This window comes from Streptomyces sp. WY228 (assembly GCF_019287315.1).
GTDB lineage: Bacteria > Actinomycetota > Actinomycetes > Streptomycetales > Streptomycetaceae > Streptomyces > Streptomyces caviscabies.
Window position 1 is genome coordinate 2,760,432 of record NZ_CP079114.1, and the last position, 18,867, is coordinate 2,779,298.

Genomic DNA, 18,867 nt, shown 5'->3' on the forward strand with positions numbered 1-18,867 from the left:
GTAGCATGGCCGCGTGCTGCGCTTCGAAGTCTCCGTCGAGGACCTGCTGCGCAGCCGCTTCGCGCTGTCGCCCGCGTTGGACCTCTGCTTGCTGCTGCGCTCGCTCGTCGGGCAGGACCCGCCGCTGCCGCGAGCGTGGGCGGCCCGGCTCCTGCCGGCCTTCGAACGGCTTCGCCATGAGACCGAACTGAACGCCGTCCTCGCTCTGCACACCAAGCGCGGGGGCGGACCGAACTTCGTCGCCCCGCCGCCGCGCGGCCTCAACCAGACCTGGGCCGACGACCTGGCCGTGATCCGGGCCACACCGCTGGAAGCGGCCCGCCACGAGATCGCCGTCAACGCGACCGGCCCGTCCGCCCGTGATCCCCGCGTACGCGCGGTGCTGGACGCACCGGACGCCGTCTCCCGGATCGCCGGGGCGATGGACCGGGCGTGGCACGAACTGCTCGCCGCGGACTGGCCGCAACTGCGCGCGATCTGTGAGCGCGATGTCGTGCACCGGGTGGGAGTGATCGGCGAACACGGCTGGGCCGCGGCCATCGAGAGCCTGCACCCGGGCGTCACCTGGCGCGCCGGCGGTATCGAGATCGGCTTCCTCCGGGGCGGAACGGTCCGCCTCGCCGGAGACGGGCTCCTGGTGATCCCTTCGACCATCGTCGGGCACATCGCCGCCCACATGGACGACCCCTGGCCCAGGACCTTGGTCTACCGTGCCCGCGGCACCGCCGCCCTGTGGGGCGAACAGGAGACCGTCCCCCGGCCCGACGCGCTGACCGCCCTGGTCGGCCGGGCCCGGGCCCGGCTGCTGCTGGCGCTGGACGCCCCGGCCAGTACGAGCCACCTCGCCCGGAGCCTCGCCATGGCACCCGGCGCGGTGGGCGACCATCTCGCCATCCTGCGCGAGGCGGGTCTGCTCGTCCGCGCCCGGTCCGGACGGTCGGTGCTCTACCGGCGCACCCCGCTCGGCGAGGCACTGGTCGCCGGTTCGGGCTGAGAGCACGCTGTTCGGCGTGCCTCTGCCACCTGACCGCCCGGACAACCCCTAGCTGGTCGCCGCGACCACCGTCCCCGCCGAGATCGCCGCCACCGTCCGCATCACCGCCGCGTTCACCGCCTCCGCGCCCCAACTGCTCTGCTCCAGCTCCTTCGCCCGCTTGTAGACCTTGCCGGACCACGGGATGGAGCGGTGCAGGGTCGGCAGCGTGCCGCTCGCGGAGAGCAGTCCCGTCAGCGCCGCCGTACGGTCGTCGGGTTCCGCGCCGTCGATCAGGACGGCCCGGACCTTCTCCACCAGGGCCTTCTTGTACCCGGTGTCCGCGACCGTCGTCGACGTCGTACGGAACAGGCCCAGCGTCTTCTTGGTCTCCTGGCGCAGCATGCCCCGCTCCACGAGCCGGTCGAGCACCGTCTCCCGCTTCACCACCCCCGTACCGATCTCGATCAGCAGGGTCTGTACGCCGCGCACCCGCTCACCGACCTTCGCCTGAGCGGCCCGGAGCAGCGGATCCGACGGCGTACGGCTGCTGACGGCGTGGACCTTCACGCCGTTCAGTCCCTGGTCGTTCTCGTCGGCCGCGATGTGACCGCCGAGGCCCAGCTCCACGAGGACCGCGCCGCCCAGCGTGTAGTACAGCGTGCCCTCCCCCGCGATGGCCCCGGACTTGTCGTCCATCATCAGCAGCGTCAGATCTTCGACGATGAGCAGGTCGCTCTCGTTCTCGTTCTCGTTCTTCTTCTGCATGGCCTCTGTCCAACCGTCGGCGTCCGGTGCGCGGGTCTCCGCCCAGCCTGCCCCGCGCGGGCGGAGGAGAGCGGTGCGCCCTGTCACCACTGTTCATGACAGACGTCACGTCCGGGCGTACGGCAGGGCCGCCCGGTCTCACGGAAGCGCCGCTAGCATCCGGGGGAGACCCGAGCGGATGAGAAGCGGAGGAGGAGCGACGCGTGCGATTCGCCCTGGAAGCACTGTTCGCCGACGTGCCCGCCGAGCAGATCGCCGAAGCCCGCGCCTTCTACCGGGCCAGGGCCGCAGGCCGCGGGCCCGCCGGCTTCGAGGAGCTGAAGGAGGTGCGGGCGAGGACGTCCGCACCTCGCGCCGCCGATCCCCCGGCCCTCGAAGAGACGGTCGAGGCCGCCGGAGTACGCGTTCCGGTCCGGATCTTCCTGCCCGCCGACGGTCCGCCCCAGGGCGTCTGCCTGGACATCCACGGCGGCGGCTTCTACCTCGGCACCTCCGCCCAGGACGACGCACGCCACCGCGCGCTCGCGGACGCCCTCCGGATCGCCGTCGTCGGCGTCGACCACCGGCTCGCGCCCGAACACCCCTGGCCCGCCGCCCCCGACGACTGCGAAGCCGTGGCGCTCTGGCTCGTCGAGCAGGCCGAACCCCGCTTCGGGACCTCGCGGCTCGCCATCGGCGGAAGTTCCGCCGGAGCCACCCTCGCCCTCGCGACCCTGCTCCGGCTGCGGGACCGGGGCGTCGCCGACCGGTTCGCCGGGGCCGCTCTCCGCTTCGGCACCTGGGACCTGAGCGCGCGGACCCCGAGCGGCCGCCTCATCGCGGACGAGTACTTCCTCCAGGCGTACGTCGGCCACGTGCCGGACCGCGACCGCACCCTTCCCGACATCTCGCCCCTCTACGCCGACCTGAGCGGCCTTCCTCCGGCGCTGCTGGTCGTCGGCGGCGAGGACATCCTGCTGGAGGACAACCTGACCATGGCCGGGCGGCTGGCGGCAGCCGGCAACGACGTCGACCTCCGTGTCTACCCCGCAGCGCCCCACGGCTTCACCGGCCACCCCACCGCCCTGGCCGCCACCGCGGTCGACGGCGTCAACTCCTGGCTGAGCGACCGGATCAGCGGTCACCTCTGACCCTGGCGTGCAGATGCATGTCGTGCCGGCCGTCGTCGTGCACGGCCGCGTTGCGCTTGGTGCCCTCCAGCCGGTAGCCGGCCTTGGTCGCGACCCTGCACGAGGCGGCGTTACGCGTCGAGTGGTCCAACTCCAGCCGCCAGAAGCCGATGTCGTCCAGGGCCCAGGCGCTGAGCGCCGCGAGCGCCCGGGTCGCCACCCCCGCTCCACGGGCTGCCGGAAGCACCCAGTACGCGGCGTTCGCCACGCCGTCGTCGAAGTCCAGGCCGCGCAGCGCCACGCGGCCGAGCACGTCACCGTCCTCGCGGACGACGGCGAAGTGACAGCCCCTCTCGCGCTCCCAGTCCAGGCGGTACCCGTCGAACCACTCCTCCACCTGGGCCACCGTAGAAGGACGGTGCGTGTGCCAGCGCCGGGTCTCCTCGTCCTGGTACACGGAGAGGAAGGCCGCCGCGTCGGCCCGTTCCCAGGGGCGCAGCAGCAGACCGCCGCCCGCCGGGAGCACGGGTTGCGGGGCACGGGAGAGACAGCCGGATGCCATGGCGGGAGGCGTCGACAACGTACGGATCATGGCTCATGGTCACCCGGCGGCGAGCCCGCGCGTCAAGGCCGTTCGCTCGCGCTCTCTACGCTCGGGAACATGAACAGCTTCTACGGCGGTGACGGCCGCCACCTGGAGATGACCAACGGCGGTACCGCCGTGTTCGTCGACGTACTGATGCTCTCCGTGTCCACGCTGGCCCGCGAGCCCTGGGACTTCCGCTTCGCCGCGCTGCTGACGCTCCAGGACCAGAGCATGATGGGGCGCGGGGTCGTCGGCTTCGACCTGGCGGACCTCGACTGGGGCGATACGCCTCGGGAGCGGGCCGCGGCGAAGGACTTCCTGCTGCGCGTCCTCGATCTGGCGCTCACCCGCCACCGGTGGGAGGAGCTGACGTACGAGCCGCCCCGGGCCGAGGGCTATCTGCGTACATACCGGGCGATGGTGGAGGAGTTCGACCCGGCGACCGCGAACGCCGGTACGGATGTCCTGCCCGGGCCGCAGAGCGCCGCGATGGCCTCGTGCGTACGTCACCGGGTGCTGGACGGGCTGCCGTTCTGGGATGTGTGCGTGTTCTGCTCGGCCGGAGTCTGAGGGCCCGTGCACCGGGCCCTCTCCGCCGCCTCTGCCGCCTCTGCCGCCTCTGCCGCCTCTGCCGCCTTACGGTCGCAGCCGGACCAGCCCCGGGCCCGACGGGTGATCCGGCTCGAACGCATCGGGAATGCCCAGCCTCAGACCACGGCTCCGGGCGACCCGGTGGACGTCCCGCAGCGAGTGCGCCAGCGCGGCGGCGACGTGGCGGAGCTGTACGACCGTGGACCCGTCGTCCGCGACCATGTCGTCGGCGTGGTCGAGGAGTTCGTACGCCATGCCTAGCTGCATGGCCTCGACCTTGTCGGCCTCGCGCGAGACCTTGCCTTGGCCGTTGCCGACGACGTAACACGGCCTGCCGGCCGTTCCGGTCCAGGGGAGCAGGCGGACGGTGTCCAGCGGTTGTTCCTTCATGAGGGCGTCAACTCCGTGTGCGGTGGGGGTGAATTCTTCGCTGCGTAGCGATCCACTCACAGAGTGCGATCGGCGCGGCTAGGCTCGCCAGAGGGTTTGTGGTGACACCGCGTTCGTCGCACGGGAGTTGGCTGTGAGTAATACCTATGGCACATGGTTGAAGGCGCAGCGGGAAGCGGCGGGCCTGACCCAGCAGCAGCTCGCGGACCTGGCACTGATGACGCGGTCGCACATCTCGCACATCGAGGCGGGGCGTCGCATGCCGAGCGAGGAGGATGCCCGGCGGTTGGACATGGCCCTGGGGACGGGCGATGTGCTGGCGACCTTTCGGCCTCAGGAGGATGACCGTTCAACCGCAGAACGGTTCAAGGGAGCCCGGAGACTCGAAGAACTGGCAACGTTCATCTGCGAATTCGCCGTCGCCTACTTTCCCGGAATCCTCCAGACCCGCCGGTACGCGGATGCGGTGCTGGGCACCGCCTTTCCGCCGTACAGCGATGAGGAACGTGACGAGGCCGTTGTCTCACGGCTGGAGCGGGCCAAGATCCTGGAGCGCCCCACGTCTCCCGTAGTCTGGGCACTGCTGGACGAAGCCGTCTTCCGGCGGGTTGCAGGCAGCGCCGACATCATGGCGGAGCAGATCATGCACGTGGTACGCCTGGCCGAACGAGGCCGGATCCGCGTCCATGTGCTGCCCCTGGGCAGCCCCATCTGCAATCTGCACCAGAGCATGGTGTCGCTGATGTACTTCGCTGACCAGCCACCGGTGGCGTACTCCGAGGCCACGCAGTTGGCCAAGTTGCACGATGCGCCGAGCTTGGTCGAGGCCATTCAGGGCGCATACTCTCTGGCCATGAGCGACGCACTGCCCCTCGCCGAGTCGCTGAACGTGCTCAGGGCAGCAGCGAAGGAGTACGGATACCGTGAGTGAAGGCACCAACTCGCCCGTCGACTGGCGGAAGTCGTCGTACAGCGGCTCCGACAAAGACAGCTGCCTGGAGGTCCAGGACCACCACCCCACCGCCGTCCCCGTCCGCGACTCCAAGGTCCCCGGTGGGCCCGCCCTGCTCATCCCCGCCGCCGGGTGGACCTCCTTCGTGGACGCGGTGAAGCGCGGGGCCTTCTCCGCCTGACCCGGGAGTCGGGCGGAGAAGGCCCGGGCCTCACTCCCCCACGTACTCCGCCAAGTGCTCGCCCGTCAGGGTCGAGCGGGCCGCGACCAGGTCCGCCGGGGTGCCCTCGAAGACGATCTTGCCGCCGTCGTGGCCCGCGCCGGGGCCGAGGTCGATGATCCAGTCGGCGTGGGCCATGACCGCCTGGTGGTGCTCGATGACGATCACCGACTTTCCGGAGTCGACCAGGCGGTCCAGCAGGCCGAGGAGCTGTTCCACGTCCGCCAGGTGCAGGCCGGTGGTCGGCTCGTCCAGGACGTACACGCCGCCCTTGTCGCCCATGTGCGTTGCCAGCTTCAGGCGTTGGCGTTCGCCGCCGGAGAGCGTGGTGAGCGGCTGGCCGAGGCTGAGGTAGCCGAGCCCGACGTCCACGAGGCGGTCGAGGATCTTGTGGGCCGCCGGGAGGGCCGCCTCGCCGGAGCCGAAGAACTCCTCGGCCTCCGTGACCGACATCGCGAGGACCTCGCTGATGTCGCGGCCGCCGAGGTGGTAGTCGAGCACCGAGGGCTGGAACCGCTTGCCCTCGCAGTCCTCGCAGGGGCTGGAGACGCTGGCCATCATGCCGAGGTCGGTGAAGATGACGCCCGCGCCGTTGCAGGTGGGGCACGCGCCCTCGGAGTTGGCGCTGAACAGGGCGGGCTTCACGCCGTTGGCCTTGGCGAAAGCCTTGCGGATCGGCTCCAACAGGCCCGTGTACGTGGCCGGGTTGCTGCGGCGGGAGCCCTTGATGGGGCTCTGGTCGACCGAGATGACGTTCTCGCCCGCCGGGATCGAGCCGTGGACCAGTGAGCTCTTTCCGGAGCCGGCGACGCCGGTGATGACGGTGAGGACGCCGAGCGGGATGTCGACGTCGACGTTCTGGAGGTTGTGCGAGGTCGCGCCGCGGATCTCCAGCGCGGCGGTGGACTTGCGCACCTCGTCCTTGAGGGCGGCCCGGTCGTCGAGGTGGCGGCCGGTGACGGTGTCGGAGGCGCGGAGGCCGTCCAGGGTGCCTTCGAAGCAGACGGTGCCGCCCGCCGTACCGGCCCCGGGGCCGAGGTCGACGACGTGGTCCGCGATGGCGATGGCTTCGGGCTTGTGCTCGACGACCAGGACCGTGTTGCCCTTGTCGCGCAGGCGCAGCAACAGGTCGTTCATGCGCCGGATGTCGTGCGGGTGGAGGCCGATGGTGGGCTCGTCGAAGACGTAGGTGACGTCGGTGAGCGAGGAGCCGAGGTGGCGGATCATCTTGACGCGCTGGGCCTCGCCGCCGGAGAGGGTGCCGGAGGGGCGGTCCAGGGCGAGGTAGCCGAGGCCGATCTCCACGAAGGAGTCCAGGGTCTGCTGGAGGGCTTCGAGGAGCGGGGCGACCGAGGGTTCGTCCAGGCCGCGGACCCATTCCGCGAGGTCGCGGATCTCCATGGAGCAGGCGTCGGCGATGGAGATCTTCTTGATCTTCGAGGAGCGGGCGCCCTCGGTGAGCCGGGTGCCCTCGCACTCGGGGCAGGTGGCGAAGGTGACCGCGCGGTCGACGAACTCCCGGATGTGGGGCTGCATCGCCTCGCGGTCCTTGGACAGGAACGACTTCTGGATCTTCGGGATCAGCCCTTCGAAGGTGAGGGTGGAGCCCTCGACCTTCACCTTGGTCGGCTCCTTGTAGAGGAAGTCCTGCATCTCCCGCTTGGTGAACTTGGCGATCGGCTTGTTCGGGTCGAGGAAGCCGGACTCGGCGTAGATCCGGACCGTCCACCAGCTGTCCGACTTCCAGCCGGGGATGGTGAAAGCGCCCTCGGCGATCGACTTGGAGTCGTCGTAGAGCTGGGTGAGGTCGATGTCGGAGACCCTGCCCCGGCCCTCGCAGCGCTGGCACATGCCGCCGGTGCGGCTGAACGTCGCGATGTGCGGTCACCGCGTTGAAGGCATGCGCGTCGGTGCCGACGGTGGAGCGCGGGTCGCATGGCGTTGCGCGCGTCGACGGTGATGAAGCCCTGGACGAAGGCGGGTAGGTCTCGTTGCTGGCGGTCGACGGTGAGGGACTCAGCCGAGCTTGAGATCGTGGCGTCCTTCAGCGTGATCCTTCAGGTTGTTCGCCGTTGCTGGTGCGCGGACGGGATCGGGGCCGATGCTCGTGCTCCATAACTGGCCGTTGCTGGTGCGCGGAGCCGGTCGGCGTGAGATCGTTGGACGCAGGCGGGCATGGGACGCCGTCTGGTCGCCGGAGGACGTCGAAGGCCGCGTGGCGGGCAGCCCCTTGGTGGTCGCGGGAGACCCGACGGTCGGCTGCTTCGTCGCCGACCTCCAGGACGTCTCGTGAAGCGGCGCGCATGAATCCGAGTTGCTTGATGTCCATGCGCTACGTGCCGAGCGGCGAGCAGGCGCTCGGCGTCTCGCCGACCAGCTCCGTGACGACGAGGTCGCCGACGGCGAAACAGCGTCCGTGAGCAGGTCGCCTTGGCCCGCTCGATGCGGCGGGTCATGAGATAGCTGTACGGGGTCTCGCCGAAGGCGGCGCGGAAGCTGCGGGAGAAGTGGCCGGGTGACATCAGCGCGTCGCGGGCCAGCGCGGGAACGTCGAGCGGCTCGGCGTACTCGCGGTCCATGCGGTCGCGGGCCCGACGGAGCCGGACCAGGTCCTCCAGCCTCACTCCCTCACCTTCCTCCCCGCACCGTCGTCCCGCACCCTCCCACGGCCGCCGAAGCCCGGTCCGGCCTCCGCAGACCACTCACCACTCGCGCTCGGCGATCAGCTCCTCCGGGTCCGCGTCCGCGAAGCCGTACGCCGTCGCGATGACCCAGAAGGCCTCGCCTATCTCCTCGCGGGCCACCGTCTCGATCTCGCTGCCCGCCGCGTCGAACTCCGCCTCCAGGTCGTTGAAGGCCTCGGTCGCCACCGCGGTCAGCGCGTACAGCGCGGTGAGGTCGGCGGGCCGCTCGGTCTCGATCCGCTCGCACAGGGCGCGCAGGATCGCCGTGCCCTTGTCCAGGACGCGGTCCGGGAAATAGTCGTCCTCGTACAGCAGGGCCAGGAAGGTGTGGCCCGCCAGCTGCTCGTTCGTGATCGTCATGGTGCTCCCCCGATGTGGTCCGTCGCCGTCTGCATCCGATAGTCCCCCACGCCACTGACAATCGGGCCGTCCCTCGGCCTCCGCCGGTCCGTCGCGTGCCGAGCATCACCCTGGACAGCGACGGCAACCGGCGGGTAACTTCGAAGGAAGTCTGAGCAAGCGCTTAGCCATGTTCCGCGAGTTTCCGCGCATTTCCACGCATCGACCGCCGACCCAGGAGGCATCCCGTGCGCCGTACGGTATTCAACGAGGACCACGAGGCGTTCCGGGAGACCATCCGCGCCTTCATCGCGGCCGAGGTCGTGCCGGTCTACGACGAGTGGTTCGCCGCGGGCCAGGCTCCGCGCGACTTCTACCTCAAGCTGGGCGAGCTGGGCATCTTCGGCATCGAGGTCGACGAGGAGTACGGCGGCGCGGGCATCGACTCGCACAAGTACGAGGCCGTGATCTACGAGGAGACCGCCCGTGCGGGCGTCTCCTTCGGCGGCTCCGGCGTGCACACGCTGCTCGGCCTCCCGTACATCAAGATGCTGGCCACCGGCGAGCAGAAGAAGCGCTGGCTGCCGAAGTTCGCGAGCGGCGAGGAGATGTGGGCCCTCGCGATGACCGAGCCGGGCACCGGTTCCGACGTCGCGGGCATGAAGACCACCGCCAAGCTCTCCGAGGACGGCACGCACTACGTCCTCAACGGCTCCAAGACCTTCATCACCGGTGGCGTCCACGCCGACCGCGTGATCGTCTGCGCCCGCACCGCCGCCCCGCGCGAGGACGACCGCCGCTTCGGCATCTCCCTCTTCGCCGTCGACACCAAGTCCGAGGGCTACTCGGTCGGCCGCAAGCTCGACAAGCTGGGCCTGCGCGTCTCCGACACTGCCGAGCTGGCGTTCGTCGACGTCAAGGTCCCGGTCGAGGACCTCATGGGCGAGAGAACAAGGGCTTCGGCTACCTCGGCACCAACCTGGCCTCCGAGCGCTGGGGCATCGCCTTCGGCGCGTACGGCCCAGGCCGCCGTCCGGTTCGCCAAGGAGTACGTCAGGACCGCACGGTCTTCGCAAGACCGTCGCCTCCTTCAGAACACCAGTTCGAGCTGGCCGCCTGCCGGAGGTGGACGCGGCCCAGGCCGTCGCCGACCGCGCGCTGGAGGCCCTGGAGTGGTTCCGCGGCCAGGTTCCGCGCGACCACCTCAAGCTGGGCGAGCTGGCACCATCGGCATCGAGGTCGACGAGGTCCTCGCGGGCATCGACTGCAGTACGAGTTCTACGAGGAGACCGCCCGCGTCTCCTTCGGCGGCACCTGCTCGGCCTCCCGTACATCAAGATGCTGGCCACCGGCGAGCTACGCTGGCTGCCGAAGTTCGCGAGCGGCGAGCCCGCGATGACCGAGCTTCCGACGTCGCGGGCGTCGAGCTCCCGAACGCTGCTCGGCCTCCCGTACATCAAGATGCTGGCCACCGGCGAGCAGAAGAAGCGCTGGCTGCCGAAGTTCGCGAGCGGCGAGGAGATGTGGGCCCTCGCGATGACCGAGCCGGGCACCGGTTCCGACGTCGCGGGCATGAAGACCACCGCCAAGCTCTCCGATCGTCCTCAACGGCTCCAAGACCTTCATCACCGGTGGCGTCCACGCCGACCGCGTGATCGTCTGCGCCCGCACCGCCGCCCCGCGCGAGGACGACCGCCGCTTCGGCATCTCCCTCTTCGCCGTCGACACCAAGTCCGAGGGCTACTCGGTCGGCCGCAAGCTCGACAAGCTGGGCCTGCGCGTCTCCGACACTGCCGAGCTGGCGTTCGTCGACGTCAAGGTCCCGGTCGAGGACCTCATGGGCGAGGAGAACAAGGGCTTCGGCTACCTCGGCACCAACCTGGCCTCCGAGCGCTGGGGCATCGCCTTCGGCGCGTACGCCCAGGCCGCGGCCGCCGTCCGGTTCGCCAAGGAGTACGTCCAGGACCGCACGGTCTTCGGCAAGACCGTCGCCTCCTTCCAGAACACCAAGTTCGAGCTGGCCGCCTGCCAGGCCGAGGTGGACGCGGCCCAGGCCGTCGCCGACCGCGCGCTGGAGGCCCTGGACGCCGGTGAGCTGACGGCGGCCGAGGCCGCCTCCGCGAAGCTGTTCTGCACCGAGGTGGCGCACCGCGTCATCGACCGCTGCCTCCAGCTGCACGGCGGCTACGGCTTCATGAACGAGTACCCGATCGCCCGCCTGTACGCGGACAACCGCGTCAACCGCATCTACGGCGGCACCAGCGAGGTCATGAAGTCGATCATCGCCAAGTCCATGGGCCTGTAAGGGATTACCTTTCCCCCATGAACGAGAGTCCCGACCCCCTGCTCGATCTGCTCCACCTGCTCGACCTGGAGCAGATCGAGCGGGACATCTTCCGGGGCGAGAGCCGCAGCGCGCTCGTGCCCCGGGTGTTCGGCGGCCAGGTCGCGGCCCAGGCGCTCGTCGCCGCGGGCCGCACCGTCCCCGCCGACAGGGGAGCCCACTCCCTGCACTCGTACTTCCTGCGGGCCGGCGACCCGGGCGCGCCGATCGTCTACACCGTCGACCGGATCCGCGACGGGCGGTCCTTCACCACCCGCCGGGTCGTCGCCGTCCAGCACGGGCAGCCGATCTTCCACCTCTCCGCGTCCTTCCAGACGCACGAGGAGGGCATGGAGCACCAGGCCCCCATGCCTTCCGCCCCGGACCCGGAGACCCTGCCGACGGCCGCCGAGATGCTGCCCCGGTACGCGGACCGCTTCAGCGATCCGGGCGTCGTGGACCGGCTGATCGAGGCGCGGCAGGCGGTGGACCTGCGGTACGTGGACGAGCCGCCGTTCGCCACGGTGGGCGAGGCGCGCGAACCGCGTTCCCAGGTGTGGTTCCGGACGAACGGCAAGCTCGCCGACGACCCGCTGCTGCACGTCTGCCTGGCCACGTACGTCTCCGACATGACCCTGCTCGACTCGGTGCTGCTCGCCCACGGGCGGGGCGGCTGGGCGGTCGGGGACGTGGTCGGGGCGAGCCTGGACCACGCGATGTGGTTCCACCGGCCGTTCCGGGCGGACGAGTGGCTGCTGTACGACCAGGAGTCGCCGTCGGCCTCCGGCGGCCGGGGACTGGGCCAGGCCCGTATCTACACCGCCGACGGCCGCCTGGCGATCACGGTCATCCAGGAAGGCGTGGTCCGTATCCCGCGAGGATGATGCGCATCCCGCGAGGATGAACGGCCCCTTAAGCCGCGATTCCGACATACTCCCCACCATGAGTGACGCGAAAGCCGACGAAACGGCCGACGGCGGGGAGTCCACCTTCACCGTGATCGTGGCGGCCGCCGCCAACCTCGGCATCGCCGTGGCGAAGGCCGTCGCCGGGCTGATCAGCGGCTCCAGCGCGATGCTCTCCGAGGCGGCGCACTCGGTCGCCGACACCGTCACCGAGGTCATGCTCCTCACCGCGCTCCGGCGGAGCGAGAAGCCGGCCGACGAGGACCACCCCCTCGGTTACGGCCCCGAGCGCTACATCTGGGCGATGCTCGCCTCCATCGCCACCTTCGTCGGCGGGGCCGTCTTCTCGATCTACGACGGGGTGCACACCCTGGTCGCGGGCGAGGACCTGGGCGATCCGCTCGTCTCCTACATCGTCCTCGGCGTCGCCTTCCTGCTGGAGGGCTACTCGCTGCGCACCGGGGTCAAGCAGGTGCGACGCGAGGCGTCACGGCTGCGGGTGCCGGACACGTACTACCTGCGGCACACCCCGGACACCGCGGTGAAGGCCGTGGTGATGGAGGACTCGGCGGCCCTGATCGGCCTGCTGCTGGCGGCGGGCGGTCTGCTCGGCGGGCAGCTCTCCGGCTCCGGCGTCTGGGACGGCATCGCGTCCTGCCTGATCGGGGTGTTGCTGGTGTACGTGGCGTGGGTGCTGGGCCGCGCCAACGCGCAGCTGCTCATCGGGCGGCCGCTGCCCCGGGCGATGCGGGTGGGGGTGCGCGAGGAGCTGCTGTCGGTGCCGCACATCGTGGACGTACTGGAACTGACCACGCTGATCCAGGGGCCGTCCGAGATCCTGATCGCCGCGAAGGTCGACTTCCGGGACATGGCCACCGCCGCGGAGGTCGAGTGGGCCTGCGAGGAGGCGGAGGCCCAGCTGCGCGAGCGGTTCCCGTCGGTCCGGCGGGTGTATCTGGATCCGACGCCGGGCCGGGCGCAGCGGATGCGGCGCGGCGGCCCCTGAGGCTCACGGCGTCAGATCCTGAGGCCTACGGCGTCAGCTCCGCCACCGTCTTCGCGATCCTGCGCTCCCGCGTCTCCTGGGCCTTCGCGCCCTCGATCGAGGTGACGTGCGCCTTCTGGCGGCTGGGCGGGAGCGCGGCGAACGCCTCCGCCGCCCCGGGGGCCGCCGCCAGTGCCGCCGCGAGGTCCCCGGGCGGCTCGACCGTGCGCGGCGCGGTGTCGAGAGTCAGCTCCACCTCGATGGCGTCACCGCCGCCGATGCCGGTCTCCTTGCGCCCCGCACCCCTCGTCTCCGTCGGCTGTTGTCCGTACAGACACCCGCCGCGCCGGAAACTCATCGCCGGCCGGGTCCCTACGCGGCCGGCTCCTCGGCGACCGGTTCCGCCGCCTCCTCCTCCAGCAGCCCCGCCGCGTTCAGCAGGTAGTCCGTCATCGGGTCGTAGAAGCGCGGGTCGGTGACATGGTCGTCCAGCGGGACCGTGACCTGGAGGGTGCCCTCCGACTCGCCGAGGAAGAGGGCCGGGTCGTTGCAGTCCGCGTAACCGATCGCGTCCAGGCCGCGCTGCCCGGCGCAGCCCGCCCAGCCGTGGTCGGCGACGACCAGGTCGGGCAGCGGGCGGCCCAGGTGGGCCATCGCGTCCAGGATGGCGGCCATCGGGGCCGGGGAGTGGGTGTGCCAGAGGGTCGCGCCGCGTTCCAGCATCGCGACATCGGCGAACTGGACGACGAGCCCCTCGTCCGCGATCAGCCCGGACGGGATGCGGACGATCTCGCAGCCCGCGCGGCGCAGCGCGTCCGCCGTCTGCCGGTGCACGTCCAGCAGGCCGCCCGGGTGCCCGGTGGCGAACAGGACCCGCTCGCGGCCGTCGGCGGCCTTGCGCAGCCGGGCCGCCATCCGCTCCAGGCCGTCGACCGTCAGCTCCGGGTCGATGGTGTCCTGGCCCTGCCGGTGCGCCGGGTCGTCGTTGACGCCGCAGCGCTCGGCCATCGGACGTCCTGCTCGTCGGGCGGTCGCGGCGGGCGGTGGCGGTCACCGTTGGCGACGGGGTGGGAGAGGTTGTTGTCGTGATCCTGAACGTGGCGATCGGCGGCAGGCCGCCGGAGGCGGACGGCGCGACGGCGGGCCCCGCGACGGAGCCGGCCGCCCGGTGCGGGTCGACCGCGTTACCGTCTCGGTCAGGCAGGTGAGTTCGGCCCCGGGCCCGGGCTCGGGCTGAGGCCTTCGACGGCGAGGGTGAAGAGGCGGTCGGCCTGGACCGACGGTTCGGCGTGGTGCTCGGTGGCCAGGGCGATGCCGACGACGAGGGTGATCAGGTCGTGGAAGGTGACGCCCGGCCTGACCGCCCCGTCGCGCAGGGCCCGGTGGAGCAGCGGGGTGGCCGCCTGCTCCAGCACCGCGCCGCAGGAGTGCGGCGCGTCGGCGTCGGCCGGTACGTCGGTGGGCGGTTCGTAGGTCAGGGCGTCCGCGAGGCCCCGGGCGGAAACGGCGTACGCGACGAAGTCGCGCAGCCACTCCAGCAGGGCGGCCCGGCCGTCCTCGGCCCCGCCCAGCTCGTCCGCGCGGGCGCAGAGGGCCTGGATGCGTTCCTGGAAGACGGCTTCGAGCAGGGTCTGCCGGGTGGGGAAGTGGCGGCGCACGGTGGCGGAGCCGACGCCCGCGGTGCGGGCGACCTGTTCGAGCGAGGCCGCCGCACCGTGCTGGGCGACCTCCGCCTCGGCCACGGCCAGGATGCGGCTGTAGTTACGGCGGGCGTCCGAGCGCTGACCGGTCACGTTCTCTCTCCAGTTGCTAAGTGGTGGGCCCCGCCATATCGTAACCAAGGCGAAACGGCGGGCCCCGCCGTTTTGCGGTTCACGGTCCTGCCACCGATCCCCCAGGAGACCTCGCCATGGCACCACGATCCGCCCCCGTACTGGTCACCGGCGCCACCGGACGCCAGGGCGGGGCCACCGCCCGGGCCCTGCTCGCCGCCGGCGTGCCGGTCCGCGCCCTGGTGCGCGACCCGCTGGCGCGACGCGCCAAGGACGTCGAGGCGCTGGGCGCCGAGCTGGTGACCGGCGACCTGACCGTCCGGTCCTCGCTGGACGCCGCCTGCGCGGGCGTCCGGGCCGTGTTCTCGGTGCAGATGCCGCCGATGAGCGAGAGCGGCGTCGACTTCGCCGGGGAGCTGGCGCAGGCGACGAACCTCATCGAGGCGGCCCGCACCGCCGACGTGCCGCAGTTCGTCCAGTCCTCGACCAGCGGGGTGGGCCGGCACACGGAGACCCCGGGCTGGGCGGAGGGCCGCTGGGCGGCGATGGAGCCGTACTTCGACACCAAGCAGGCGATCCTGGAGACGGTGCGCGGGGCCGGCTTCGCCCGCTGGTTCGTGGTCAAGCCCGCGTTCTTCATGGAGAACCTGCCCCAGCTGGCGCCCGACGGGCCCGAAGGCGGTCTGGCGACGGTGGTCCGGCCGGACACCACGCTGGCGCTGGTGGCGGCCGAGGACATCGGCGCGGCCGTCGCCCACGCCGTACAGGAGCCCGACCGCTTCCACGGGGTGGAGCTGGAACTCGCGGGCGACCGGCTCACGATGGAGCAGGTGGCCGGGGTGCTGTCCGCCGCGTGGGGCGTACCGGTGGAGGCTCCGTCGATGGACCTCGACGAGGCGCTCGCGGCGGGCATGCCGGCCTGGGGCGCCGGTCACCTGTGGAGCAACGCCATCACACAGCCGGCCTACCCCGAACACGCCGTGGAGCTCGGCGTTCCGGTGACCTCGTTCGCCGCCTGGGCACAGCGGAACCTGACGGCGGCGACGGCCTGAGAGCGCACTTAGGGCCCTGCCCGGCCCGGAGGCCTGAGCGCACCCCGCAGGCTCTGTTCTACGACACCACGGTGAGGACCGTCACCACGGTCACCGCGGAGATCGCCGCCTGAAGGTTGCGGATCGCCTCGCGCACGCTGACGCCCGCCCAGTGCCCCTCGGCGATCTCGGCCATGCGCGGGGCGATCTGCTTCTTCGGCAGACCGGGGAACGCCTGCGGGTGCATGCCCGTGGCGTGCACCAGGGCGACGAGCGCGCTGGTGCGGGCGTCCGGCTCGGCGCCGTGCAGCACCACGGCGGCCAGCCGGGCGCGCAGCTCGCGCTCGACGGTTCCGTCCGCCTCCGGGTAGCGCCGCACCGGGAAGACGCCGAGGGCCCGGTGCCGCTCCTCGGTCACCAGGCCACGGGCGCAGAGGCTCGCCACGACGTCCTGCGAGCCCTTGGCGTGGTCCCGGGTCAGCCAGTCGGTGACCTTGCGGCTGGTGGAGGCCCCGTGGACCCAGCGCGCCAGCCGGTCGAGCCGGCCGTCCAGGAGGGCGTCGCCGGTCGGGGTGGGGTCGAAGACCTCGACGCGGCCGCCCCTCACCGTGGCGCGGCCCGCCATGACCAGCTCCAGGAGCATGCCGGCCGCCACGCCCCAGCGGGCGGCGGTCTCCCCCTTCGCCGCGCCGGTCTCGTCGTCCAGCGACAGCAGCATGATCTCTTCGCCCAGTGAGACGGTCACGGTGCGGCTCCCCGATTCGTAGCGTGTTGACCGGTCGTAGCGTGTTGACCGGAGAGACGTACGTACCCCGTCCGTGGTTGCCCGGAACCCGGGGTCGTACGCGCGAGGAAACCGCTGCTCAGGAAGGTTCCGCCGCGGCGAAGGCGCCCCGGGCCAGCCGGTGCAGCAGCGCGGCGGTCGCCGCCCGGCCGGGCAGGGCGTCGGGGCGGGCCAGGTGCGGGGTGGAGTTCAGCAGGCCGAAGACGGCGTGCACGGTGACGCGCGCCCGGTTCTCGGCCAGCGCCGGATACAGGGCGCGGACGACGCCGACCCAGACCTCGACGTACTCGCGCTGGAGCCGGCGCACCCGCTTGCGGTCCGTGTCGCGCAGCCGGTCCAGCTCCCGGTCGTGGAGGGTGATCAGGGGGCGGTCGTCGAGGGCGAAGTCGATATGGCCCTCGATGAGCGCGTCCAGGAGGGCCTCCGGGGAGCCGTCGCCCCGGGCCTCGTCCTCCGCCACCCGCAGCCGTCCGCCCGCCAGGAGGCGTTCGCTGATGCCCACCAGCAGCTCGGCGAGCATCGCGTCCTTGCCGGGGAAGTGGCGGTAGAGACCGGGGCCACTGATGCCGACGGCGGCGCCTATCTCGTCGACGCCGACACCGTGGAAGCCGCGCTCGGCGAAGAGGCGGGCGGCCTCCCGGAGGATCTGCTCGCGGCGGGTGGGGGCCGCGACGCGGGCGGCGGCATGGGTGCTCATGAGGATTCATTCTAGACAGGGTCGTTAGCGCTCGTTAACCTGAGGGAAACGCGTTAACGCTCATTAACAGCACGTCGTCACAGCACGTCAACGCTTTTCACTACTGCGGTACGGGCAAGGGGGCTCGACACGATGCAGCAGGCACCGGTCCTGGCGAGCGCGGCCGATCCCGCCTCGGAGGCCTGGCAGGCCAACGAGGCGGCTCATCGCGCGCTCTCCGACGAGCTGGCGGGACGGCTCGCCACGGCGCGGCTGGGCGGGGGTGAGAAGGCGCGGGCCCGCCACGAGGCGCGCGGCAAGCTGCTCCCCCGGGACCGGGTGGACACCCTTCTCGACCCGGGCTCGCCGTTCCTTGAGCTGGCCCCGCTGGCGGCGAACGGGATGTACGGGGACCAGGCGCCCGCCGCGGGCGTCATCGCGGGCATCGGGCGGGTCTCGGGCCGCGAGTGCGTGATCGTCGCCAATGACGCGACCGTCAAGGGCGGCACGTACTACCCGATGACCGTGAAGAAGCACCTGCGCGCGCAGGAAGTGGCGCTGGAGAATCGTCTCCCCTGCCTCTATCTGGTCGACTCGGGCGGCGCGTTCCTGCCGATGCAGGACGAGGTCTTCCCCGACCGGGACCACTTCGGGCGGATCTTCTACAACCAGGCCCGGATGTCGGGGGCGGGCATTCCGCAGATCGCGGCGGTGCTGGGCTCCTGCACGGCGGGCGGGGCGTACGTCCCGGCGATGAGCGACGAGGCCGTCATCGTCCGCAACCAGGGCACGATCTTCCTCGGCGGCCCGCCGCTGGTGAAGGCCGCCACCGGTGAGGTGGTCACGGCGGAGGAGCTGGGCGGCGGCGAGGTCCACTCCCGTACGTCGGGGGTCACCGACCATCTCGCGGAGGACGACGCGCACGCGCTGCGGATCGTCCGCAACATCGTCGCGACCCTCCCGGACCGGGCCCCGCTGCCCTGGTCGGTCGAGCCGGCCGAGGAGCCGAAGGTGGATCCGGCAGGGCTGTACGGGGCGGTCCCGGTGGACTCCCGCACCCCCTACGACGTACGCGAGGTGATCGCGCGCGTGGTGGACGGCTCCCGCTTCCAGGAGTTCAAGGCGGAGTACGGCCAGACGCTGATCACCGGCTTCGCCCGGATCCACGGCCACCCGGTCGGGATCGTCGCGAACAACGGCATCCTGTTCTCCGAGTCCGCCCAGAAGGGCGCGCACTTCATCGAGCTGTGCGACCAGCGCGGCATCCCGCTCGTCTTCCTCCAGAACATCTCCGGCTTCATGGTCGGCCGGGACTACGAGGCGGGCGGCATCGCCAAGCACGGCGCGAAGATGGTCACGGCGGTGGCCTGCACCCGGGTGCCGAAGCTGACGGTCGTCGTCGGCGGTTCGTACGGCGCGGGCAACTACTCCATGTGCGGCCGGGCCTACAGCCCCCGCTTCCTGTGGATGTGGCCGAACGCCAAGATCTCGGTGATGGGCGGCGAGCAGGCGGCCTCCGTCCTGGCCACCGTCAAGCGCGACCAGCTCGGCGACGACTGGAGCGCCGAGGACGAGGAGGAGTTCAAGGCCCCGATCCGCGCCCAGTACGAGACCCAGGGCAAGGCGTACTACGCCAGCGCCCGGCTCTGGGACGACGGCGTGATCGACCCCGTGGACACCCGCCAGGTGCTGGGCCTCGCCCTCACGGCCTGCGCCAATGCCCCGCTGCCCCAGAAGGACCCGGCCGGCCCCGGCTTCGGCGTCTTCCGGATGTGAGGA

18 protein-coding genes and 5 pseudogenes are annotated in these 18,867 nt (G+C 71.4%); 12 read left to right on the plus strand and 11 right to left on the minus strand.

All coding sequences use genetic code 11. The features are described from left to right. The first annotated feature begins 13 nt into the window (after positions 1-13). Positions 14-994, plus strand: coding sequence for a winged helix-turn-helix domain-containing protein (locus KV381_RS11900; RefSeq protein ID WP_193463253.1), 981 nt, complete (start codon positions 14-16; stop codon positions 992-994). Between the two features lie 48 nt (positions 995-1,042). Here the strand turns inward: KV381_RS11900 and KV381_RS11905 are convergent, their stop codons facing one another. Beyond that, positions 1,043-1,741: a GPP34 family phosphoprotein gene (locus tag KV381_RS11905; protein ID WP_030085412.1), complete on the minus strand. Its 699-nt coding sequence runs from the start codon at positions 1,739-1,741 to the stop codon at positions 1,043-1,045. A 203-nt stretch (positions 1,742-1,944) separates the two neighbouring features. Between KV381_RS11905 and KV381_RS11910 the strand changes: the two genes are divergently transcribed. Beyond that, positions 1,945-2,871: an alpha/beta hydrolase fold domain-containing protein gene (locus tag KV381_RS11910; protein WP_193463254.1), complete on the plus strand. Its 927-nt coding sequence runs from the start codon at positions 1,945-1,947 to the stop codon at positions 2,869-2,871. Here the strand turns inward: KV381_RS11910 and KV381_RS11915 are convergent. Continuing rightward, positions 2,855-3,442 (minus strand): GNAT family N-acetyltransferase, encoded by a 588-nt coding sequence (locus KV381_RS11915; RefSeq protein ID WP_218785183.1) that lies wholly within the window; start codon positions 3,440-3,442, stop codon positions 2,855-2,857. The two genes, KV381_RS11910 and KV381_RS11915, sit on opposite strands and share 17 nt — an antisense overlap. A 69-nt stretch (positions 3,443-3,511) precedes the next feature. Between KV381_RS11915 and KV381_RS11920 the strand changes: the two genes are divergently transcribed. Further along, a complete protein-coding gene (locus KV381_RS11920; RefSeq protein ID WP_218785184.1) occupies positions 3,512-4,006 on the plus strand; it encodes a hypothetical protein in 495 nt (164 codons plus the stop codon). A gap of 66 nt (positions 4,007-4,072) precedes the next feature. Here the strand turns inward: KV381_RS11920 and KV381_RS11925 are convergent, their stop codons facing one another. Beyond that, positions 4,073-4,417, minus strand: a complete 345-nt coding sequence (locus KV381_RS11925) for a hypothetical protein (protein ID WP_086777967.1) — start codon at positions 4,415-4,417, stop codon at positions 4,073-4,075. 133 nt (positions 4,418-4,550) lie between these two features. Here KV381_RS11925 and KV381_RS11930 point away from each other — a divergent pair, with 133 nt between their 5' ends. Further along, entirely contained in the window at positions 4,551-5,348 is a 798-nt protein-coding gene (locus tag KV381_RS11930; RefSeq protein WP_218785185.1) for a helix-turn-helix transcriptional regulator, read from the plus strand. Continuing rightward, the gene (locus KV381_RS11935) at positions 5,341-5,550 is read left to right on the plus strand and encodes a DUF397 domain-containing protein (RefSeq protein ID WP_218785186.1); all 210 of its coding nucleotides are present in this window, start codon (positions 5,341-5,343) and stop codon (positions 5,548-5,550) included. Before KV381_RS11930 ends, KV381_RS11935 begins: the two co-directional genes overlap by 8 nt. Positions 5,551-5,580: 30 nt before the next feature. Here the strand turns inward: KV381_RS11935 and KV381_RS11940 are convergent. Then, positions 5,581-7,464: pseudogene (locus KV381_RS11940) on the minus strand (ATP-binding cassette domain-containing protein); the annotation flags it as partial. 226 nt (positions 7,465-7,690) lie between these two features. Between KV381_RS11940 and KV381_RS37050 the strand changes: the two are divergent. Beyond that, positions 7,691-7,882, plus strand: a complete 192-nt coding sequence (locus KV381_RS37050; RefSeq protein WP_218785187.1) for a hypothetical protein — start codon at positions 7,691-7,693, stop codon at positions 7,880-7,882. A 133-nt stretch (positions 7,883-8,015) separates the two neighbouring features. Here the strand turns inward: KV381_RS37050 and KV381_RS37055 are convergent. Together KV381_RS37055 and KV381_RS11950 are read right to left on the minus strand one after the other, a co-directional pair. Continuing rightward, a pseudogene (locus tag KV381_RS37055) lies at positions 8,016-8,213 on the minus strand (AraC family transcriptional regulator); the annotation flags it as partial. A 78-nt stretch (positions 8,214-8,291) separates the two neighbouring features. Beyond that, complete coding sequence (locus KV381_RS11950) at positions 8,292-8,633, minus strand: DUF5713 family protein (RefSeq protein ID WP_030085391.1); 342 nt, start codon at positions 8,631-8,633, stop codon at positions 8,292-8,294. A 227-nt stretch (positions 8,634-8,860) separates the two neighbouring features. On the opposite strand from KV381_RS11950, the pseudogene KV381_RS11955 reads away from it, so the two are divergent. The 4 genes and pseudogenes from KV381_RS11955 to KV381_RS11970 form a co-directional block, all read left to right on the plus strand. Beyond that, positions 8,861-9,893 (plus strand): annotated as a pseudogene (locus KV381_RS11955) (acyl-CoA dehydrogenase family protein); the annotation flags it as partial. A 141-nt stretch (positions 9,894-10,034) separates the two neighbouring features. After that, positions 10,035-10,917, plus strand: a pseudogene (locus KV381_RS11960) (acyl-CoA dehydrogenase family protein); the annotation flags it as partial. A gap of 17 nt (positions 10,918-10,934) precedes the next feature. Then, the gene (gene tesB, locus KV381_RS11965; protein ID WP_030085387.1) at positions 10,935-11,819 is read left to right on the plus strand and encodes an acyl-CoA thioesterase II; all 885 of its coding nucleotides are present in this window, start codon (positions 10,935-10,937) and stop codon (positions 11,817-11,819) included. A gap of 58 nt (positions 11,820-11,877) precedes the next feature. Further along, entirely contained in the window at positions 11,878-12,846 is a 969-nt protein-coding gene (locus KV381_RS11970; protein WP_218785188.1) for a cation diffusion facilitator family transporter, read from the plus strand. Positions 12,847-12,871: 25 nt separating this feature from the next. Here the strand turns inward: KV381_RS11970 and KV381_RS11975 are convergent, their stop codons facing one another. From KV381_RS11975 to KV381_RS11985, 3 genes and pseudogenes are all read right to left on the minus strand, one after another. Beyond that, positions 12,872-13,183: a YdeI/OmpD-associated family protein gene (locus tag KV381_RS11975; RefSeq protein WP_256995052.1), complete on the minus strand. Its 312-nt coding sequence runs from the start codon at positions 13,181-13,183 to the stop codon at positions 12,872-12,874. 14 nt (positions 13,184-13,197) lie between these two features. Next, positions 13,198-13,910, minus strand: a pseudogene (locus KV381_RS11980) (phosphatase); the annotation flags it as partial. Positions 13,911-14,021: 111 nt separating this feature from the next. Further along, positions 14,022-14,618, minus strand: a complete 597-nt coding sequence (locus KV381_RS11985) for a TetR/AcrR family transcriptional regulator (RefSeq protein ID WP_218785189.1) — start codon at positions 14,616-14,618, stop codon at positions 14,022-14,024. 116 nt (positions 14,619-14,734) lie between these two features. Between KV381_RS11985 and KV381_RS11990 the strand changes: the two genes are divergently transcribed. Then, positions 14,735-15,649 carry an NmrA family NAD(P)-binding protein gene (locus tag KV381_RS11990; RefSeq protein WP_030632025.1) on the plus strand — a complete coding sequence of 305 codons (915 nt, stop codon included), beginning with the start codon at positions 14,735-14,737 and terminating at the stop codon, positions 15,647-15,649. A 58-nt stretch (positions 15,650-15,707) separates the two neighbouring features. Here the strand turns inward: KV381_RS11990 and KV381_RS11995 are convergent, their stop codons facing one another. Further along, positions 15,708-16,373, minus strand: a complete 666-nt coding sequence (locus KV381_RS11995; protein WP_218785190.1) for a GPP34 family phosphoprotein — start codon at positions 16,371-16,373, stop codon at positions 15,708-15,710. Between the two features lie 118 nt (positions 16,374-16,491). Continuing rightward, complete coding sequence (locus KV381_RS12000) at positions 16,492-17,109, minus strand: TetR/AcrR family transcriptional regulator (protein WP_098023862.1); 618 nt, start codon at positions 17,107-17,109, stop codon at positions 16,492-16,494. A gap of 132 nt (positions 17,110-17,241) precedes the next feature. On the opposite strand from KV381_RS12000, the gene KV381_RS12005 reads away from it, so the two are divergent. Further along, a complete protein-coding gene (locus KV381_RS12005; RefSeq protein WP_218785191.1) occupies positions 17,242-18,864 on the plus strand; it encodes a carboxyl transferase domain-containing protein in 1,623 nt (540 codons plus the stop codon). The last annotated feature ends 3 nt before the right edge of the window (positions 18,865-18,867 follow it).